Raw genomic sequence first — 13,224 nt, forward strand, 5'->3', positions numbered from 1 at the left:
AAACCCCGGCGCAGGCCGGGGTTTTTCTTTAAGAAGGGGACGGAGGGGATTAAGTCGCTTTTGCCGCGCCGCGTGTCGAAGGGGCGAAAGCGACTTAATCCCCTCCGTCCCCTTTTGCGTGGCGCTGGAAAGCGGCGGGTGTGGTGCCGGTCATGCTGCGGAAGAAGGCGATGAACGGACTCTCAGCGGAGAAGCCAGTGTCCTGCGCCACATGCGCCACGCGATGGCCGAGCAGCAGCAACTCCATGGCCCGCATCAGTCGCCATTGCTGGCGCCAGGCCTGATAGCCCATGCCGGTATCGCGTTGCATCAACCGACCGATCGTGCGCACGCCCAGGCCCGCACGCGCGGCGAGCTCACCCAGTTCGGGCGGCAACTGCTCGGCCAACGGCAGGCAACGTGCGATCCGTGGATCACGCGGCAGAGGCAGGTCCATCGGCGCCACCGGTGCAGCAGCGATCTCCAGCACGCACAACGCCAGTTGATGGTGCGCGCGCGGCGCCCGCCAGTCATGGTCGAACGGCGCCTGCGCGATCGGTTCCAGCAATGCCTGCAGCAGGGGGCCGACGCCGATGATCGCCGGCTGCTGAGGCAGACGTGCCGACAACGTGGCATCGAAATACAGCGAGCGGTAGTCCACGGCCTGGCGCATCTGTGCGCGATGGCGCAGGCCGCCGGGAATCCATGCCGCGCGCGACGGCGGCAGCAGGCTGATGCGATCACCGTAGGTGAGGCGCGTACAGCCCTGCCGGGTGTACAGCAATTGCGCGCGTGCATGCTGGTGCCAACCCGAGTCGTGATCCGCCAATGAGGCCGCGATCCCCAGCACCGGAGCGCTCCAGGCATCGGCGTCGAAGTACGCGTCCGGTTGCAACCAGGCCATGTCTGATTTCATACATTCAACGACAGAGTGGAGAGAGTGCGCCATTGCAGGCACCACCACAATGCGCGGCCCTGTTCCTGGAGCGCCCGCATGTCGCGTCGCCTGTTGTTGCTTACCATCGCGCTGCTGATGTTCCCCCAGCTGGCGCAGACCCTGTACAGCCCTGCCCTGGCCGACCTCGCCGGGCGCTTCGCACTGCCCCCCGCCGCCGCCAGCCAGGCCATGAGCCTGTACCTGTTCGGTTTCGCCGCCGGTGTCCTGCTATGGGGGCGGCTGGCCGACCATATCGGCCGTCGTCCCACCCTGCTCTGCGGCCTGGCCGTGTTCGCACTGGCGGCCTGCGGCGGCCTGCTGGCCAGCACGTTCGGCCACGTCCTGCTGGCCCAGGCACTGGCCGCGCTGGGTGCGGCGGCGGCCTCGGTGGTAACCCAGACCGTACTGCGCGACCACCTGAAGGGTCCCGCGTTGGCGCAGGCGTTCTCATGGATCGGCATGGCGTTGGCCTTGAGCCCGGCGATCGGGCTGGCGCTGGGCGTGCTGCTGGTGGACCGCCATGGCTATGCCGGCGTGCAGGCCGGCCTGCTGCTGATCGTCATCCTGCTGATGCTCGGATGCGCATCCGGCCTGCAGGAGAGCCGCCCTGCCGAAGTCGTGCACACGCCCCTGCTGCCACTGCTGCGGCAACTGCTGCGTGATCGCTGGATCTGGTCACAGGCGCTGCTGGTGATGGCATTCAACGTGGCCATGTACAGCTGGTACGCGCTGGGCCCATTCGTGTTCGAGCGCCTGCACTGGCCGCTGGCCTGGTTCGGTGCCAGCGGCGCGGTGCTGGCACTGGGCTCGGCGCTGGGTGCTTGGGGCAATGCTCGCCTGCTGCGCGCAGGCATTGCCTCGGCCACGCGCATCCGGCTCGCCGCGGGACTGGTGCTGGCCGGCGGGCTGTTGGCTGCATTGCTGCGCAATCAACCGGCACTGGTCGCGGCGATGGTACCGGTGGTGGCCGGTTTCGGCCTGGCCATTCCCAATGTGCTGGGCCAGGCCCTGCGCGGATACCCGCACTGCCTGGGCAGCGCAGGCGCCCTGTTCGGCCTGCTCTACTACCTGCTGATCGGCGCAGCGATGGCCGTGGTCGGTGCACTGCAACTGCTGGCACCGACACTCATCGTGTGCGGCCTGCTGGCCCTGTGGCTGCAGCGGCCGGCACGGCTCAGCGCCGGCTGATGGTGAAGGCGGCGCCGTCCACGCCCAGATCCCAGCCCTTGCCGGTGCCGGACAGGGCCAGCGAGATGTCGCCCTTGGTCATCACCTGCGCATTGCTGGACTTCACCGCACCGGCGTGCGCACCGACCGACGCGTAAGTGCCCAGCAGCTCGTTGACGCTCACGGCGCCGGTGAAGCTGCCGCGGCCATTGGTGATCTTCGACTTGCCGACCGTCAGGCCGCCGCCCTTCATCTCGATGCGCACCGGCATGCTGGCGCCATTGCTGCAGGTGACCGTGCCATTGCCGGATGCGGTCTTGTAGATCAGCGACCAACCGGACAGGTTGTAACGCAGCTCGCAATCGAGGTTGCCGGCAGCGTGTGCGGCCGGCGCCAACGATGCGGCGGACAGGGCCAGCAGCAGGGCGAAGGACTTGTTCATGGCAGGACTTCCAGTTCGGTCGGACTGGCGGCGAATCTAGCAGCGCGCGCGTGCAGGTTGGATGCAGGCGCGCGCGCTGGTGCGGCAGCGTTCAGGCCGTCGTTCAGGCCTGCTCGTCGAGGTGGAAAGCATCGGCGTCAAGCATGGCCGGGAAGCGCGCGCGATGCGCGGCCAGCGCCTCGGCCGAAATGGTGGTGGTGACCACCTGTTCCCGCTCACGGATTTCCACCTGAGGCTGGCCAAGGAAATCCAGAACCGCGCTGTCGCCGGCGTAATGCAGCTGGTTGCCGTCGACACCAACGCGGTTCACCGCCGCCACGAAGCACAGGTTCTCGATCGCCCGTGCACGCAACAGGGTCTTCCACGCGTAGGCGCGTGCCGACGGCCAGTTGGCGACGAAGATCTGCAGGTCGAAGTCCAATTGCCCGGGACGCTCGACGTTGTAGCGGTTGCGGCAGAACACCGGGAAACGCAGGTCGTAGCAGACCTGTGGATTGATCCGCCAGCCTTTCCATTCCACGCTCAGGCGCTCACGGCCAGCGGCATAACGCTCGTGCTCGCCGCCATAGCGGAACAGGTGGCGCTTGTCGTAGTACTGCAGCCCGCCATCAGGCGTGGCAAACAGCAGGCGGTTGTAGACGCCTTCACCATCGCGCAACTGCACGCTGCCGATCACCGCCGCATTCAATGCCCGTGCCTGCTCGCGCACCCAGGCCACGGTCGGGCCGTCCATGCCTTCGGCCTGGGCGATGGCGTCGTTGGAGAAGCCACTGGTGAAGGTCTCCGGCAGGATCACCAGATCGGTGGTGCCGGCCAGCGGTGCCATCAGCGCGCCGTAGTAGGCGCGGTTGCCCGCCGGGTCATGCCAGCGGGTGTCGCCCTGGACGAGGGAAATGCTCAGGTCCTGCATGGTCACTGATCCGCTCACAGCAGGCGCAGGCGTTCGATCGCCGCGTCCATGGTGGCTTCGTTCTTGGCGAAGCACAGGCGCACCAGGCGCTGGCCGACCGGCGGATTCTCGTAGAACGGCGACAGCGGGATGGCAGTCACGCCCTTCTCGATGGTCAGCCATTTCACGAACTCGTGGTCCGGCAGGTCACTGATGGCCGAGTAGTCGACCAGCTGGAAATAGCCGCCCGGCACCGGCAGCGCCTTCAGGCGGGTGCTGGCCAGCTGCTCGCGGAAACGGTCGCGCTTGGCCTGGTAGAACGCGCCCAGCTCCAGATGGTGTTCCGGCTCGTCGCGGATCATCGCGGCGAAACCATACTGCGCCGGGCCGAAGCTGGTGAAGGTGTTGTACTGGTGCACCTTGCGGAACTCGGCGGTCAGCGCCGGCGGCGCGATTGCATAGCCGATCTTCCAGCCGGTGCAGTGGTAGGTCTTGCCGAAGCTGGAAATGACGAACGCGCGTTCGCGCAGTTCCGGGTAGCGCAACGCCGATTCATGGCGACGGCCGTCATAGATGATGTGCTCATACACTTCATCGGAAATCAGGTAGATCTGCGTGCCGCGCAGCAGTTCGGCCAGCGCCTGCATGTCCTGGGCCGACAGCATCGCACCGGACGGATTGTGCGGGGTGTTGACGATCAGCATGCGGGTACGCGGGGTGATCGCTGCACGCACGCGGTCCCAGTCGACCGCGAACGTCTGCGGATCGAGCGACACATGCACGGCCTTGGCGCCAGCCAGGTCGATCGCCGGCTCGTAGCAGTCGTAGGCCGGGTCGAGCACGATCACTTCCTCGCCCGCACGCACCACGGCGTGGATGGCGTTGAAGATGGCCTCGGTACCGCCGCTGGTGACAGTGATCTCGCTGTCCGCATCGATCTGCGCGCCATAGCAGTCCAGCGCCTTCTGCGCGATGGCCTGGCGCAGCGGCGCCACGCCGGTCATCGGCGGGTACTGGTTGAACCCGGCGGCCATCGCCCTGGCGGTCTCATCGATCAGGCGCTGCGGCGCGGAAAAGTCCGGGAAACCCTGGCCCAGGTTGACCGCGCCGTGTTCGGCGGCGAGCTGGGACATCACGGTGAAGATCGTGGTACCGACCTTGGGCAGCTTGGTGTTGGGTTGCATCGGCCTGGGGAGTATGGGGAGACGGACCCCTGAGTTTACGCAATCCCTGCTTCGGTAGTGCCGGCCGCTGGCCGGCAACCCCAACGGGCAGATGGCGAAATTGCCGGCCAGCGGCCGGCACTACCACCAGCATTCACCGCTACAATTGCCGCCGCACTCCGGCATGAAGACCCCTGGCCCTTGAACACCCCTGCATTGCTGGCCGCCAGCGGCCTGAGCTTCTCCCGCAATGACGAGCCGGTGTTCGGCCCGCTGGACTTCCATGTGGACGCCGGCGAAGCCCTGCTGGTGCAGGGCGGCAATGGCGCCGGCAAGACCACGCTGCTGCGCGTGCTGGCCGGCCTGGCCCGGCCCGGCGCCGGCCAGGTGCGGATCGACGGCAAGCCGGCCAGCAATGCCGAGCGTGCACGCTACGTGGCCTACCTCAGCCACCTGCCGGCCTTGAAGCCGGACCTGGATACGCTGGAGAACCTGCATTTCCTGTGTGGCCTGCACGGCCGCCGTGCGCGGCAGATGCCGGGCAACGCGCTGGCCATCGTCGGCCTGGCCGGCTACGAGGACACTCTGGTACGCCACCTGTCGGCCGGGCAGAAGCGCCGGCTGGCACTGGCGCGCATCTGGCTGTCGCCGGCGCCGCTGTGGCTGCTCGACGAACCCTATGCCAACCTCGACCTGGAGGGCATCACCCTGGTCAACCGGATGATCTCGGCGCACCTGCGCGCCGGTGGCGCGGCACTGGTCACCACCCACGGCGCCTATGCCGCACCGCCGGTGCGTACCCGCCAGCTCGACCTCGGCGGTGCCGCATGATCGCGCCGGGCACCGAACCGGGCCTGTGGCAGACCGCGGGTGCGCTGCTCAAGCGCGACCTGCGCCTGCTCTGGCGCCGTCGCGGCGATGCGCTGCAGCCGCTGCTGTTCGCGGTGCTGGTGGTGGTGCTGTTCGCGCTGGCCCAGGGCCGCGAACCGAAACTGCTGAGCGCCACCGCTGGCGCGGTGCTGTGGCTGGCGGTGCTGCTGGCCGGGCAGCTGTCGCTGGATTCGCTGTTCCGTTCCGATGCCGAGGATGGTTCGCTGGAGCAATGGCTGCTGGCGCCGGTGCCGCTGGCGTGGCTGGTGCTGGTGCGCGTGCTGCTGCACTGGGCCACCACCGCCCTGCCGCTGATCATCGTCAGCCCGTTGCTGGCGGAAATGCTGCATCTGCCGCATGACCAGCTGCCGATGTTGCTGGCATCGTTGCTGCTGGGAACACCGTTGCTGAGCCTGATCGGTGGCGTGGTCGCAGCACTGACCGTAGGCATCCGGCGCTCTGGTATTCTCGTGGCGTTGCTGTCGTTGCCGCTGTACGTGCCGGTGCTGGTGTTCGGCGCAGGCAGTCTGGCGGCAGCCGGACGCGGACAGGATCCGGTCGGTGCGCTGCTGATGCTGGGCGCCGGCCTGCTGGTCGCACTGGTGCTGGCACCACTGGCCACTGCTGCTGCAATACGCATTTCTCTGAGTTGACCGAGCTGAGAGCCAATCCACCCCTGCTGGATAGCCGCCACGCATGAATCCGATTGTCCGCTGGTTCCACCAACTCGGTTCACCGCCCACGTTCGACCGTTTCGCTGCCCGCTGGTCGCGGGTGTTCTACCTCGCCGCGGTGCCGGTGCTGCTGGTCGGCATGTGGCAGGCGCTGCTGGTGGTGCCGCCGGAAGCCAAGCAGCTGGACAGCTTCCGCATCCTCTACATCCACGTGCCCAGTGCCTGGATGAGCCTGTTCGTGTTCGCGCTGATGGCGCTGTATGCGGCCATCGCGCTGATCTGGCGGATCAAGGTCTGCGAGATCCTGGCCATGGCCTGTGCGCCGATGGGCGCCGGCTTCACCCTGATCACCCTGCTGACCGGCAGCATCTGGGGCAAGGGCACCTGGGGCACCTGGTGGGACTGGGACCCGCGCATGACCAGTGAGCTGGTGCTGCTGTTCCTGTACCTGGGCGTGATCGGCCTGTACCACGCCATCGAGGACCGCCGCAGCGCCGCGCGTGCAGCCGGCCTGCTGGCCATCGTCGGCGTCAGCCTGCTGCCGGTGATCCGGTATTCGGTGGACTGGTGGGGTGGCCTGCATCAGCGCCAGTCGATCAACGTATTCGGTGAATCGGCGATCAGCAGCGCGATGATCGCGCCGCTGTGGTGGATGGTGATCGGCACCAAGTTCTGGTTCGCCGGTTCGGTGCTGGCCAAGGCACGCGCCGACAACCTCGACCGCGAGGCCGGCAAGGCCTGGGTCGGTAGCCGCGTGGATGCCGCACGCCCGACCGGGGAGGCCCAGCCGTGACCCACCTGCCTTATGTGATCGGCGCCTACGCCGTGTTCGTGCTGGTGCTCGGCGCCGATGCCATCGGCTCGTGGCTGCGCCTGCGCGTGGCGCGCCGGCTCGCTCTGGCCCGCCAGCAGCGCCAGCAGACCCGCGCCGGCAAACAGGATGCGGCGGCCTCGCTACCGGCGGAGCTGGAACGATGACGCCGGTGCAGCGTCGCCGCCTGGCCTGGGTGCTGCTGGCCCTGCTCGCCTCCGGCCTGGCCACCGCACTGGTGGCGATGGCGCTGGAGCGCAACATTGCCTACCTGTACACGCCCGCAGAAGTACTGCGCGGCGATGTCGATGCGCAGTCGCGCTTCCGCTTGGGCGGCATGGTGGTGAAGGGTTCCTTCAATCGGCCGGTCGGCTCGTTGGAGGCACGCTTTGAAGTGACCGACGGCGATGCACAGCTGGCGGTGACCACCTCGCGGATCCTGCCGGACATGTTTGCCGAAGGCACCGCCGTGGTCGCCAGTGGCCGCCTGCAGGACGGTGTCTTCGTCGCCGACGAAGTGCTGGCCAAGCACGATGAAAAGTACGTGCCGAAGGAAGTGGCGGACAAGATGGGCGATGCCCATCGCAAGCACGACGTGCCGGTGACGGCACCCGAGGTGCGCTGAGTGCTGCCCGAACTGGGTCAGATCCTGCTGTTGTGTGCGTTGCTGGCCTCGCTGCTGCAGGCTGGCCTGCCGCTGGTGGGCGCGCATCGCAACAACACGGCGTGGATGGCGGTGGCACGACCGGCCGCCTTCGCGCAGCTGCTGCTGCTCGCCGGTGCGTTCGCGGCGCTCACCGCCGCGTTCGTGCAGCAGGACTTCTCGGTGCGCTACGTGGCCGAGAACTCCAATTCGCTGCTGCCGATGATCTACCGCTATTCGGCGGTATGGGGCGCGCATGAGGGCTCGCTGCTGATGTGGGCGCTGGTGCTGGCATTGTGGACCGGCGCGGTGGCGCTGTTCTCCCGGCACCTGCCTGCACCGGTGCAGGCGCGCGTACTGGCGGTGATGGGCATCGTCAGCGTCGGCTTCCTCGCCTTCCTGATCTTCACCTCCAACCCGTTCCTGCGCCTCAACCCGGCGCCGCTGGAAGGGCGCGATCTCAACCCGCTGCTGCAGGACCCGGGCCTGATCATCCATCCACCGATGCTCTATATCGGTTATGTCGGCTTCGCGGTGCCGTTCGCGTTCGCGGTGGCCGCGCTGCTGGAAGGTCGCGTGGATGCGCGCTGGCTGCGCTGGACGCGGCCCTGGACCAACGTTGCGTGGGGCTTCCTGACCCTGGGCATCGCCCTGGGCAGCTGGTGGGCCTACTACGAGCTGGGCTGGGGTGGCTGGTGGTTCTGGGACCCGGTGGAGAACGCCAGCTTCATGCCATGGCTGGTCGGTGCGGCACTGATCCATTCGCAGGCCGTCACTGAAAAGCGCGGCACCTTCGGCAGCTGGACCCTGCTGCTGGCGATCGCCGCCTTCGCACTGTCGCTGCTGGGCACCTTCCTGGTGCGCTCCGGCGTGCTGACCAGCGTGCATTCGTTCGCCGCCGATCCGTCGCGCGGCCTGTTCATCCTGGTGTTCCTGTCGGTACTGGTCGGCGGCAGCCTGCTGCTGTACGCGCTGCGTGCCAACCAGCTCAGCGTGGACGCCGACGATCCGCGCCGTGGCTTCACCGCCACCTCGCGCGAGACCCTGCTGCTGGCCAACAACCTGCTGCTGGCCACCGCCTGCGCGATGGTCCTGCTCGGCACACTGTATCCACTGCTGGCCGATGCGCTGTCGCTGGGCAAGATTTCCGTCGGGCCGCCCTACTTCGGCAGCCTGTTCCTGCTGCTGATGGCCCCGATGGTGCTGCTGCTGCCGTTCGGCCCGCTGGTGAAGTGGCAACGCGACCAACCTTCGCGTGCATTCGCGCTGCTGGCGCCATGGCTGGCGCTGGCCGTGCTGCTGGGCGCCCTGGCCTGGTGGCAGGCGCCGCAGAACGGCTGGAAGGCCGGCCTTGGCGTCGCCGCGGCGGCCTGGGTTGGAATCGGCACCGCGCGCTTCGTCTGGCAGCGCCTGCGCGGCAACGGCCGCTTCACCGCCGAAATGCTCGGCATGATCGTCGCCCACGCCGGCATCGCCGTGTTCCTGGCCGGCGCACTGCTGGTGGAAGCCTTGAACGTACAGCGCGAAGTAGCGCTGGCGCCGGGCCAGCAGCTGGTGGTCGGTCGCTACGAAGTCCGCTTCGAAGGCGTGGACCATCGCGAAGGGCCGAATTTCATCGCTGATCGAGGCCATCTGCGGGTGTTCCGCAACGGCCGCGAGCAGGCCCTGCTGCATCCCGAGAAGCGCCAGTACGCCAGTGGCGGCCAGGTGATGACCGAGGCCGGCATCGATGCACGCTTCGACGGTGATGTCTACGTGGCATTGGGCGAGCCGCTGGGCAACAATGCATGGGCGGTACGGGTGCACATCAAGCCGTTCGTGCGCTGGATCTGGCTGGGCGCGCTGCTGATGGCCCTGGGCGGATTCATCACCGCCGCCGACCGCCGTTTCCGTCGTCCGTAGGAGTTCCCATGTCCGAGTCCCCCGCCCCTCGCCCTTCCCGCCCGCTGCCGCCGGTAGCCATCGTGATCGGCGTGCTGTTCTTCTTCGGCCTGCTTGGGCTGATGATCTACGGGGTGATGAAATCGGGCGATCCGCAGCGCGACGTGCTGCCCTCGGCGCTGATCGACAAGCCGGCGCCGGCGTTCGCGCTGCCGGTGCTGCACGACCCGGAAATGATCGTGCACAGCGACGACCTGCGCGGTGCGCCCTACCTGCTGAACGTATGGGGCAGCTGGTGCGCGGCCTGCCGCGAGGAACACCCGGTGCTGACCCGCTTCGCCGAGAGCAAGCGCGTGCGCGTGATCGGCTACAACTGGAAGGATGACCCCACCGACGCGCTGCACTGGCTGGAACAGCTGGGCAACCCGTTCATGGTGGTGCTCAGCGATGTCGAAGGCCGCACCGCGATCGACTGGGGCGTGACCGCTGCACCGGAAACCTTCCTGGTAGACGGTAGCGGGATCGTGCGCTGGAAATACAGCGGCGCGATGACCCAGCGCGTGGTCGACGAGAAGCTGATCCCGGCGCTGGAGAAGATCGAGAAGGCCCAGGGCAATGCCGGCAACACCCTGCACACGGCGCCTTGAGCCCATGCGCTGGCTGCTGGCGCTGCTGCTCCTGATGCTGCCACTGGCCGTGCCGGCCCAGCAGCCGCTGCACGATCCGCAGCCGCTTCAGTTCCGCGATGGCGCCGAGGAACGCCGCTTCCATGACCTGGCCGCGCAGCTGCGCTGCGTGCAGTGCCAGAACCAGTCGCTGGCCGATTCCAACGCACAGATCGCCCAGGACCTGCGCCGCGAGGTGCTGCAGCTGATGCAGCAGGGCCACGACGATGCGCAGATCAAGCAGTTCCTGGTCGCGCGCTATGGTGAGTTCGTTCTCTACCAGCCACCGCTGCAACCAGGCACCTGGCTGTTGTGGGGGGGCCCGCTTCTGGTATTGGGTGCGGGCGCCCTGGTGGTGCTGGGGATCGTCCGCCGTCGTGGACGCACGGTCGGCGCCGCGCCGGCCGGCAAGGCCGATGAAGGAGATGGATGGTGAGCCACTGGCTGCCGATGCTGGCCGGCCTGGTCGCTGCGCTGGTGGCAGCGCTGGTGCTGTGGCCGCTGCGCCACCACGGTCGCCGCGGTTTCGCGGTGGGCGTGATTGCACTTGGCGTGGCCGGCGCCTGCCTTTACCTGCTGGTCGGTGATCCACGGGCTGCGCAGGTGCAGCCGCCGCCGTCGGTGGCAACCCTGCGCGATGGCGTGCAGGCCCTGCAGGATGCGTTGGAGCGTGACCCACAGCGGGCCGATGGCTGGACCCTGCTGGGTCGTTCGCAGGCCGAACTGGGCAATGCCTCAGCTGCGGCGGGCGCGTTCGCGCGGGCCGCAGCATTGGCACCGGATGATCCGGGCGTACTGGTGGAAGCCGCGCAGGCACGTGCGCAGGCCGACGCCGGCAAACAATTCGATGACACCGCAATGGCCTGGTTGCAGCAGGCGCGCACGCTGGCACCCGATGCCGAGCGCGCAAGCTGGCTGCTCGGCATCGCCCTGCGCCAGCGGGGCCGGAATGCCGAAGCCGCCGACGTCTGGAGCAGCCTGCTGCCGCGGCTGGAATCGGGTGCCGCGCAGGCACTGCAGGCACAGATCGCAATCGCCCGCGAAGCTGCCGGCCAGGCACCTGATGCTGCCGCTGCGACGCCGCAGGCGCTGCTGCAGGTGCGCGTGCAGCTGCCTGCACTGAAGGCGAACGAGTGGCCAGCCAGCACCCAGGTGTTCGTGCTGGCCCGTGCCGTCGGCGGCCCGCCTATGCCAGTGGCCGCTCGCAAGCTGCCGCTGGCCGGCTTCCCGGCCACGGTCGGGCTGGGCGACGGTGACAGTCCAATGCCGACCGCACCGCTGTCGGCACATCGCGAAGTGGAAGTGCTGGCACGCATCTCGCGTACCGGTAGCGCCAACCGCAGCGAGGGCGACCTGCAGAGCGTGCCGGTGAAGGTGAGCCTGCCGCATGACGGCGTGGTTGAGCTGCGGTTTCCCTGACCTGTAGCGCCGAGCCCATGCTCGGCAGCCGAACATGGGCTCGGCGCTACAGTAGATCCACGCCATGCGTGGATACGGCCACCGATGGAAACCAGCATGTCGCCAGCTGCACATCCGGCCCCGCTAGAATGCCCGCATGACTGAATTCATCCCGCCCGGCACCCGTTTCCATGCCCTGCCCTCGCCGTTCCCGTTCAAGCGCGGTGGCGCCCTGCACGGCGCCCGCGTGGCCTATGAAACCTGGGGAACGCTGACTGCCGACGCAGGCAACGCGATCCTGATCGTGACCGGTCTTTCGCCGGATGCGCACGCAGCGGCCAACGACGCCAATCCGGCACCGGGCTGGTGGGAAGGCATGGTTGGTCCCGGCAAGCCGATCGATACCAACCGCTGGTTCGTGGTGTGCGTGAACTCGCTGGGCAGCTGCAAAGGCTCCACCGGCCCCGCCTCGCTCAATCCGGCCACGGGCGAACCGTATCGCCTCGACTTCCCCGAGCTGTCGATTGAAGACGGCGCACGCGCCGCCATCGAGGTCGTGCATGCGCTGGGCATCGAGCAGCTGGCCTGCGTGATCGGCAATTCGATGGGCGGCATGACCGCCCTGGCGGTGCTGATGCTGCATCCGGGAATCGCGCGCAGCCACGTCAACATTTCCGGCAGCGCGCAGGCGTTGCCGTTCTCGATCGCGATCCGCTCGCTGCAGCGCGAAGCGATCCGCCTTGATCCGCGCTGGAACGGCGGCCACTACGACGACGACGCGTATCCCGAGTCCGGCATGCGCATGGCGCGCAAGCTGGGCGTGATCACCTATCGCTCGGCACTGGAATGGGACGGCCGTTTCGGCCGCGTGCGGCTGGATTCGGACCAGACCGATGATGATCCGTTCGGCCTGGAATTCCAGGTGGAAAGCTATCTGGAAGGGCACGCGCGGCGCTTCGTGCGTTTCTTCGACCCGAACTGCTATCTGTACCTGAGCCGATCGATGGACTGGTTCGACCTGGCCGAGTACGCCGATGGCGATGTGCTGGCGGGGCTGGCGAAGATCCGGGTGGAGAAGGCGCTGGCCATTGGCGCCAACACCGACATCCTGTTCCCGGTGCAGCAGCAGCAACAGGTCGCCGACGGCCTGCGTGCCGGAGGCGCTGAAGCGCATTTCATCGGATTGGAGTCACCGCAGGGCCACGACGCCTTCCTGGTCGACTTCGATCGTTTCGGCCCGGCCGTGCGCGGCTTCCTCGACGCGCTGTAAGTGGGCTGGCGGCGCAACCTGGCGCTGGCCGCGTTCGGCGCGTTGATCGCGCTGATGATCAGCGGCGTGCTGCCGCTGTGGCTGGGCGGCTGGTGCCTGCTGGCCTGCGCGGTGTCCTTCGGCCTGTACGGTCACGACAAGCGCGCGGCACAGCGAAAGCAGTGGCGGATTCCCGAACGTACCCTGCAGCTGCTGGCGTTCGCCGGCGGCTGGCCCGGCGCGCTGCTGGGCCAGGCCGTGTTCCGCCACAAGCATCGCAAGGCGGCATTCCAGTGGGTGTTCTGGCTGTGCGTGCTGGCCAACGTGGCCTCGATCGCGGTGATGCTGCGCGAGTTCTCGCGATAGCCAACCTGTAGGGCCGGGCCCATGCTCGGCTGCCTCTTTACGAAGCCGAGCATGGGCTCGGCTCTACAGTAGATCCACGCCACGCGTGGA

At 67.9% G+C, this 13,224-nt stretch carries 16 protein-coding genes; 12 read left to right on the plus strand and 4 right to left on the minus strand.

Going from position 1 to position 13,224, the window contains the following annotated elements; all coding sequences use genetic code 11:
• Nucleotides 1-94 precede the first annotated feature (94 nt).
• Nucleotides 95-883, minus strand: coding sequence for an AraC family transcriptional regulator (locus AC5P88_RS02520; protein ID WP_495224230.1), 789 nt, complete (start codon nt 881-883; stop codon nt 95-97).
• Between the two features lie 90 nt (nt 884-973).
• Here AC5P88_RS02520 and AC5P88_RS02525 point away from each other — a divergent pair, with 90 nt between their 5' ends.
• Nucleotides 974-2,104 carry an MFS transporter gene (locus AC5P88_RS02525; protein ID WP_495224232.1) on the plus strand — a complete coding sequence of 377 codons (1,131 nt, stop codon included), beginning with the start codon at nt 974-976 and terminating at the stop codon, nt 2,102-2,104.
• Here the strand turns inward: AC5P88_RS02525 and AC5P88_RS02530 are convergent.
• The 3 genes from AC5P88_RS02530 to AC5P88_RS02540 all read right to left on the minus strand — a co-directional run bounded on the left by AC5P88_RS02530 (nt 2,091) and on the right by AC5P88_RS02540 (nt 4,598).
• Complete coding sequence (locus tag AC5P88_RS02530) at nt 2,091-2,525, minus strand: hypothetical protein (protein ID WP_295548648.1); 435 nt, start codon at nt 2,523-2,525, stop codon at nt 2,091-2,093. The two genes, AC5P88_RS02525 and AC5P88_RS02530, sit on opposite strands and share 14 nt — an antisense overlap.
• Nucleotides 2,526-2,628: 103 nt before the next feature.
• The gene (locus AC5P88_RS02535) at nt 2,629-3,435 is read right to left on the minus strand and encodes an amidohydrolase (RefSeq protein WP_495224234.1); all 807 of its coding nucleotides are present in this window, start codon (nt 3,433-3,435) and stop codon (nt 2,629-2,631) included.
• A 14-nt stretch (nt 3,436-3,449) separates the two neighbouring features.
• Nucleotides 3,450-4,598 carry a pyridoxal phosphate-dependent aminotransferase gene (locus tag AC5P88_RS02540; protein ID WP_495224236.1) on the minus strand — a complete coding sequence of 383 codons (1,149 nt, stop codon included), beginning with the start codon at nt 4,596-4,598 and terminating at the stop codon, nt 3,450-3,452.
• Between the two features lie 57 nt (nt 4,599-4,655).
• Here AC5P88_RS02540 and ccmA point away from each other — a divergent pair, with 57 nt between their 5' ends.
• The 11 genes from ccmA to AC5P88_RS02595 all read left to right on the plus strand — a co-directional run bounded on the left by ccmA (nt 4,656) and on the right by AC5P88_RS02595 (nt 13,134).
• Nucleotides 4,656-5,408, plus strand: a complete 753-nt coding sequence (gene ccmA, locus AC5P88_RS02545; protein ID WP_428993033.1) for a heme ABC exporter ATP-binding protein CcmA — start codon at nt 4,656-4,658, stop codon at nt 5,406-5,408.
• Complete coding sequence (gene ccmB / locus AC5P88_RS02550; protein ID WP_049430573.1) at nt 5,405-6,100, plus strand: heme exporter protein CcmB; 696 nt, start codon at nt 5,405-5,407, stop codon at nt 6,098-6,100. The genes ccmA and ccmB overlap by 4 nt, the downstream gene beginning before the upstream one ends.
• A gap of 43 nt (nt 6,101-6,143) precedes the next feature.
• Complete coding sequence (gene ccmC, locus AC5P88_RS02555; RefSeq protein ID WP_111202842.1) at nt 6,144-6,914, plus strand: heme ABC transporter permease CcmC; 771 nt, start codon at nt 6,144-6,146, stop codon at nt 6,912-6,914.
• Nucleotides 6,911-7,099: a heme exporter protein CcmD gene (gene ccmD, locus AC5P88_RS02560; RefSeq protein WP_106550047.1), complete on the plus strand. Its 189-nt coding sequence runs from the start codon at nt 6,911-6,913 to the stop codon at nt 7,097-7,099. The genes ccmC and ccmD overlap by 4 nt, the downstream gene beginning before the upstream one ends.
• The gene (gene ccmE, locus AC5P88_RS02565; protein ID WP_049430568.1) at nt 7,096-7,557 is read left to right on the plus strand and encodes a cytochrome c maturation protein CcmE; all 462 of its coding nucleotides are present in this window, start codon (nt 7,096-7,098) and stop codon (nt 7,555-7,557) included. Before ccmD ends, ccmE begins: the two co-directional genes overlap by 4 nt.
• Nucleotides 7,558-9,477, plus strand: coding sequence for a heme lyase CcmF/NrfE family subunit (locus tag AC5P88_RS02570; protein ID WP_111112330.1), 1,920 nt, complete (start codon nt 7,558-7,560; stop codon nt 9,475-9,477). It begins immediately after the preceding gene.
• A gap of 8 nt (nt 9,478-9,485) precedes the next feature.
• Nucleotides 9,486-10,103, plus strand: a complete 618-nt coding sequence (locus AC5P88_RS02575; RefSeq protein WP_049430564.1) for a DsbE family thiol:disulfide interchange protein — start codon at nt 9,486-9,488, stop codon at nt 10,101-10,103.
• Nucleotides 10,104-10,107: 4 nt separating this feature from the next.
• Nucleotides 10,108-10,557, plus strand: coding sequence for a cytochrome c-type biogenesis protein (locus tag AC5P88_RS02580; protein ID WP_106550050.1), 450 nt, complete (start codon nt 10,108-10,110; stop codon nt 10,555-10,557).
• Complete coding sequence (locus AC5P88_RS02585; protein WP_495224238.1) at nt 10,551-11,540, plus strand: tetratricopeptide repeat protein; 990 nt, start codon at nt 10,551-10,553, stop codon at nt 11,538-11,540. The genes AC5P88_RS02580 and AC5P88_RS02585 overlap by 7 nt, the downstream gene beginning before the upstream one ends.
• 136 nt (nt 11,541-11,676) lie before the next feature.
• Nucleotides 11,677-12,789 (plus strand): homoserine O-acetyltransferase MetX, encoded by a 1,113-nt coding sequence (gene metX, locus AC5P88_RS02590; protein WP_495224240.1) that lies wholly within the window; start codon nt 11,677-11,679, stop codon nt 12,787-12,789.
• Nucleotides 12,790-13,134 (plus strand): DUF1294 domain-containing protein, encoded by a 345-nt coding sequence (locus tag AC5P88_RS02595; protein ID WP_495224242.1) that lies wholly within the window; start codon nt 12,790-12,792, stop codon nt 13,132-13,134.
• Nucleotides 13,135-13,224: the final 90 nt, after the last annotated feature.

It is taken from the genome of Stenotrophomonas sp. YJH_SMC_8, from assembly GCF_059371315.1.

Coding starts and splice junctions, on each gene's coding strand:
- AC5P88_RS02520 (WP_495224230.1), bottom strand. CDS start 883: ATGGCCTGGTTGCAACCGGACGCGTACTTCGACGCCGATGCCTGGAGC.
- AC5P88_RS02525 (WP_495224232.1), top strand. CDS start 974: ATGTCGCGTCGCCTGTTGTTGCTTACCATCGCGCTGCTGATGTTCCCC.
- AC5P88_RS02530 (WP_295548648.1), bottom strand. CDS start 2,525: ATGAACAAGTCCTTCGCCCTGCTGCTGGCCCTGTCCGCCGCATCGTTG.
- AC5P88_RS02535 (WP_495224234.1), bottom strand. CDS start 3,435: ATGCAGGACCTGAGCATTTCCCTCGTCCAGGGCGACACCCGCTGGCAT.
- AC5P88_RS02540 (WP_495224236.1), bottom strand. CDS start 4,598: ATGCAACCCAACACCAAGCTGCCCAAGGTCGGTACCACGATCTTCACC.
- ccmB (WP_049430573.1), top strand. CDS start 5,405: ATGATCGCGCCGGGCACCGAACCGGGCCTGTGGCAGACCGCGGGTGCG.
- ccmC (WP_111202842.1), top strand. CDS start 6,144: ATGAATCCGATTGTCCGCTGGTTCCACCAACTCGGTTCACCGCCCACG.
- ccmE (WP_049430568.1), top strand. CDS start 7,096: ATGACGCCGGTGCAGCGTCGCCGCCTGGCCTGGGTGCTGCTGGCCCTG.
- AC5P88_RS02575 (WP_049430564.1), top strand. CDS start 9,486: ATGTCCGAGTCCCCCGCCCCTCGCCCTTCCCGCCCGCTGCCGCCGGTA.
- AC5P88_RS02580 (WP_106550050.1), top strand. CDS start 10,108: ATGCGCTGGCTGCTGGCGCTGCTGCTCCTGATGCTGCCACTGGCCGTG.
- AC5P88_RS02585 (WP_495224238.1), top strand. CDS start 10,551: ATGGTGAGCCACTGGCTGCCGATGCTGGCCGGCCTGGTCGCTGCGCTG.
- metX (WP_495224240.1), top strand. CDS start 11,677: ATGACTGAATTCATCCCGCCCGGCACCCGTTTCCATGCCCTGCCCTCG.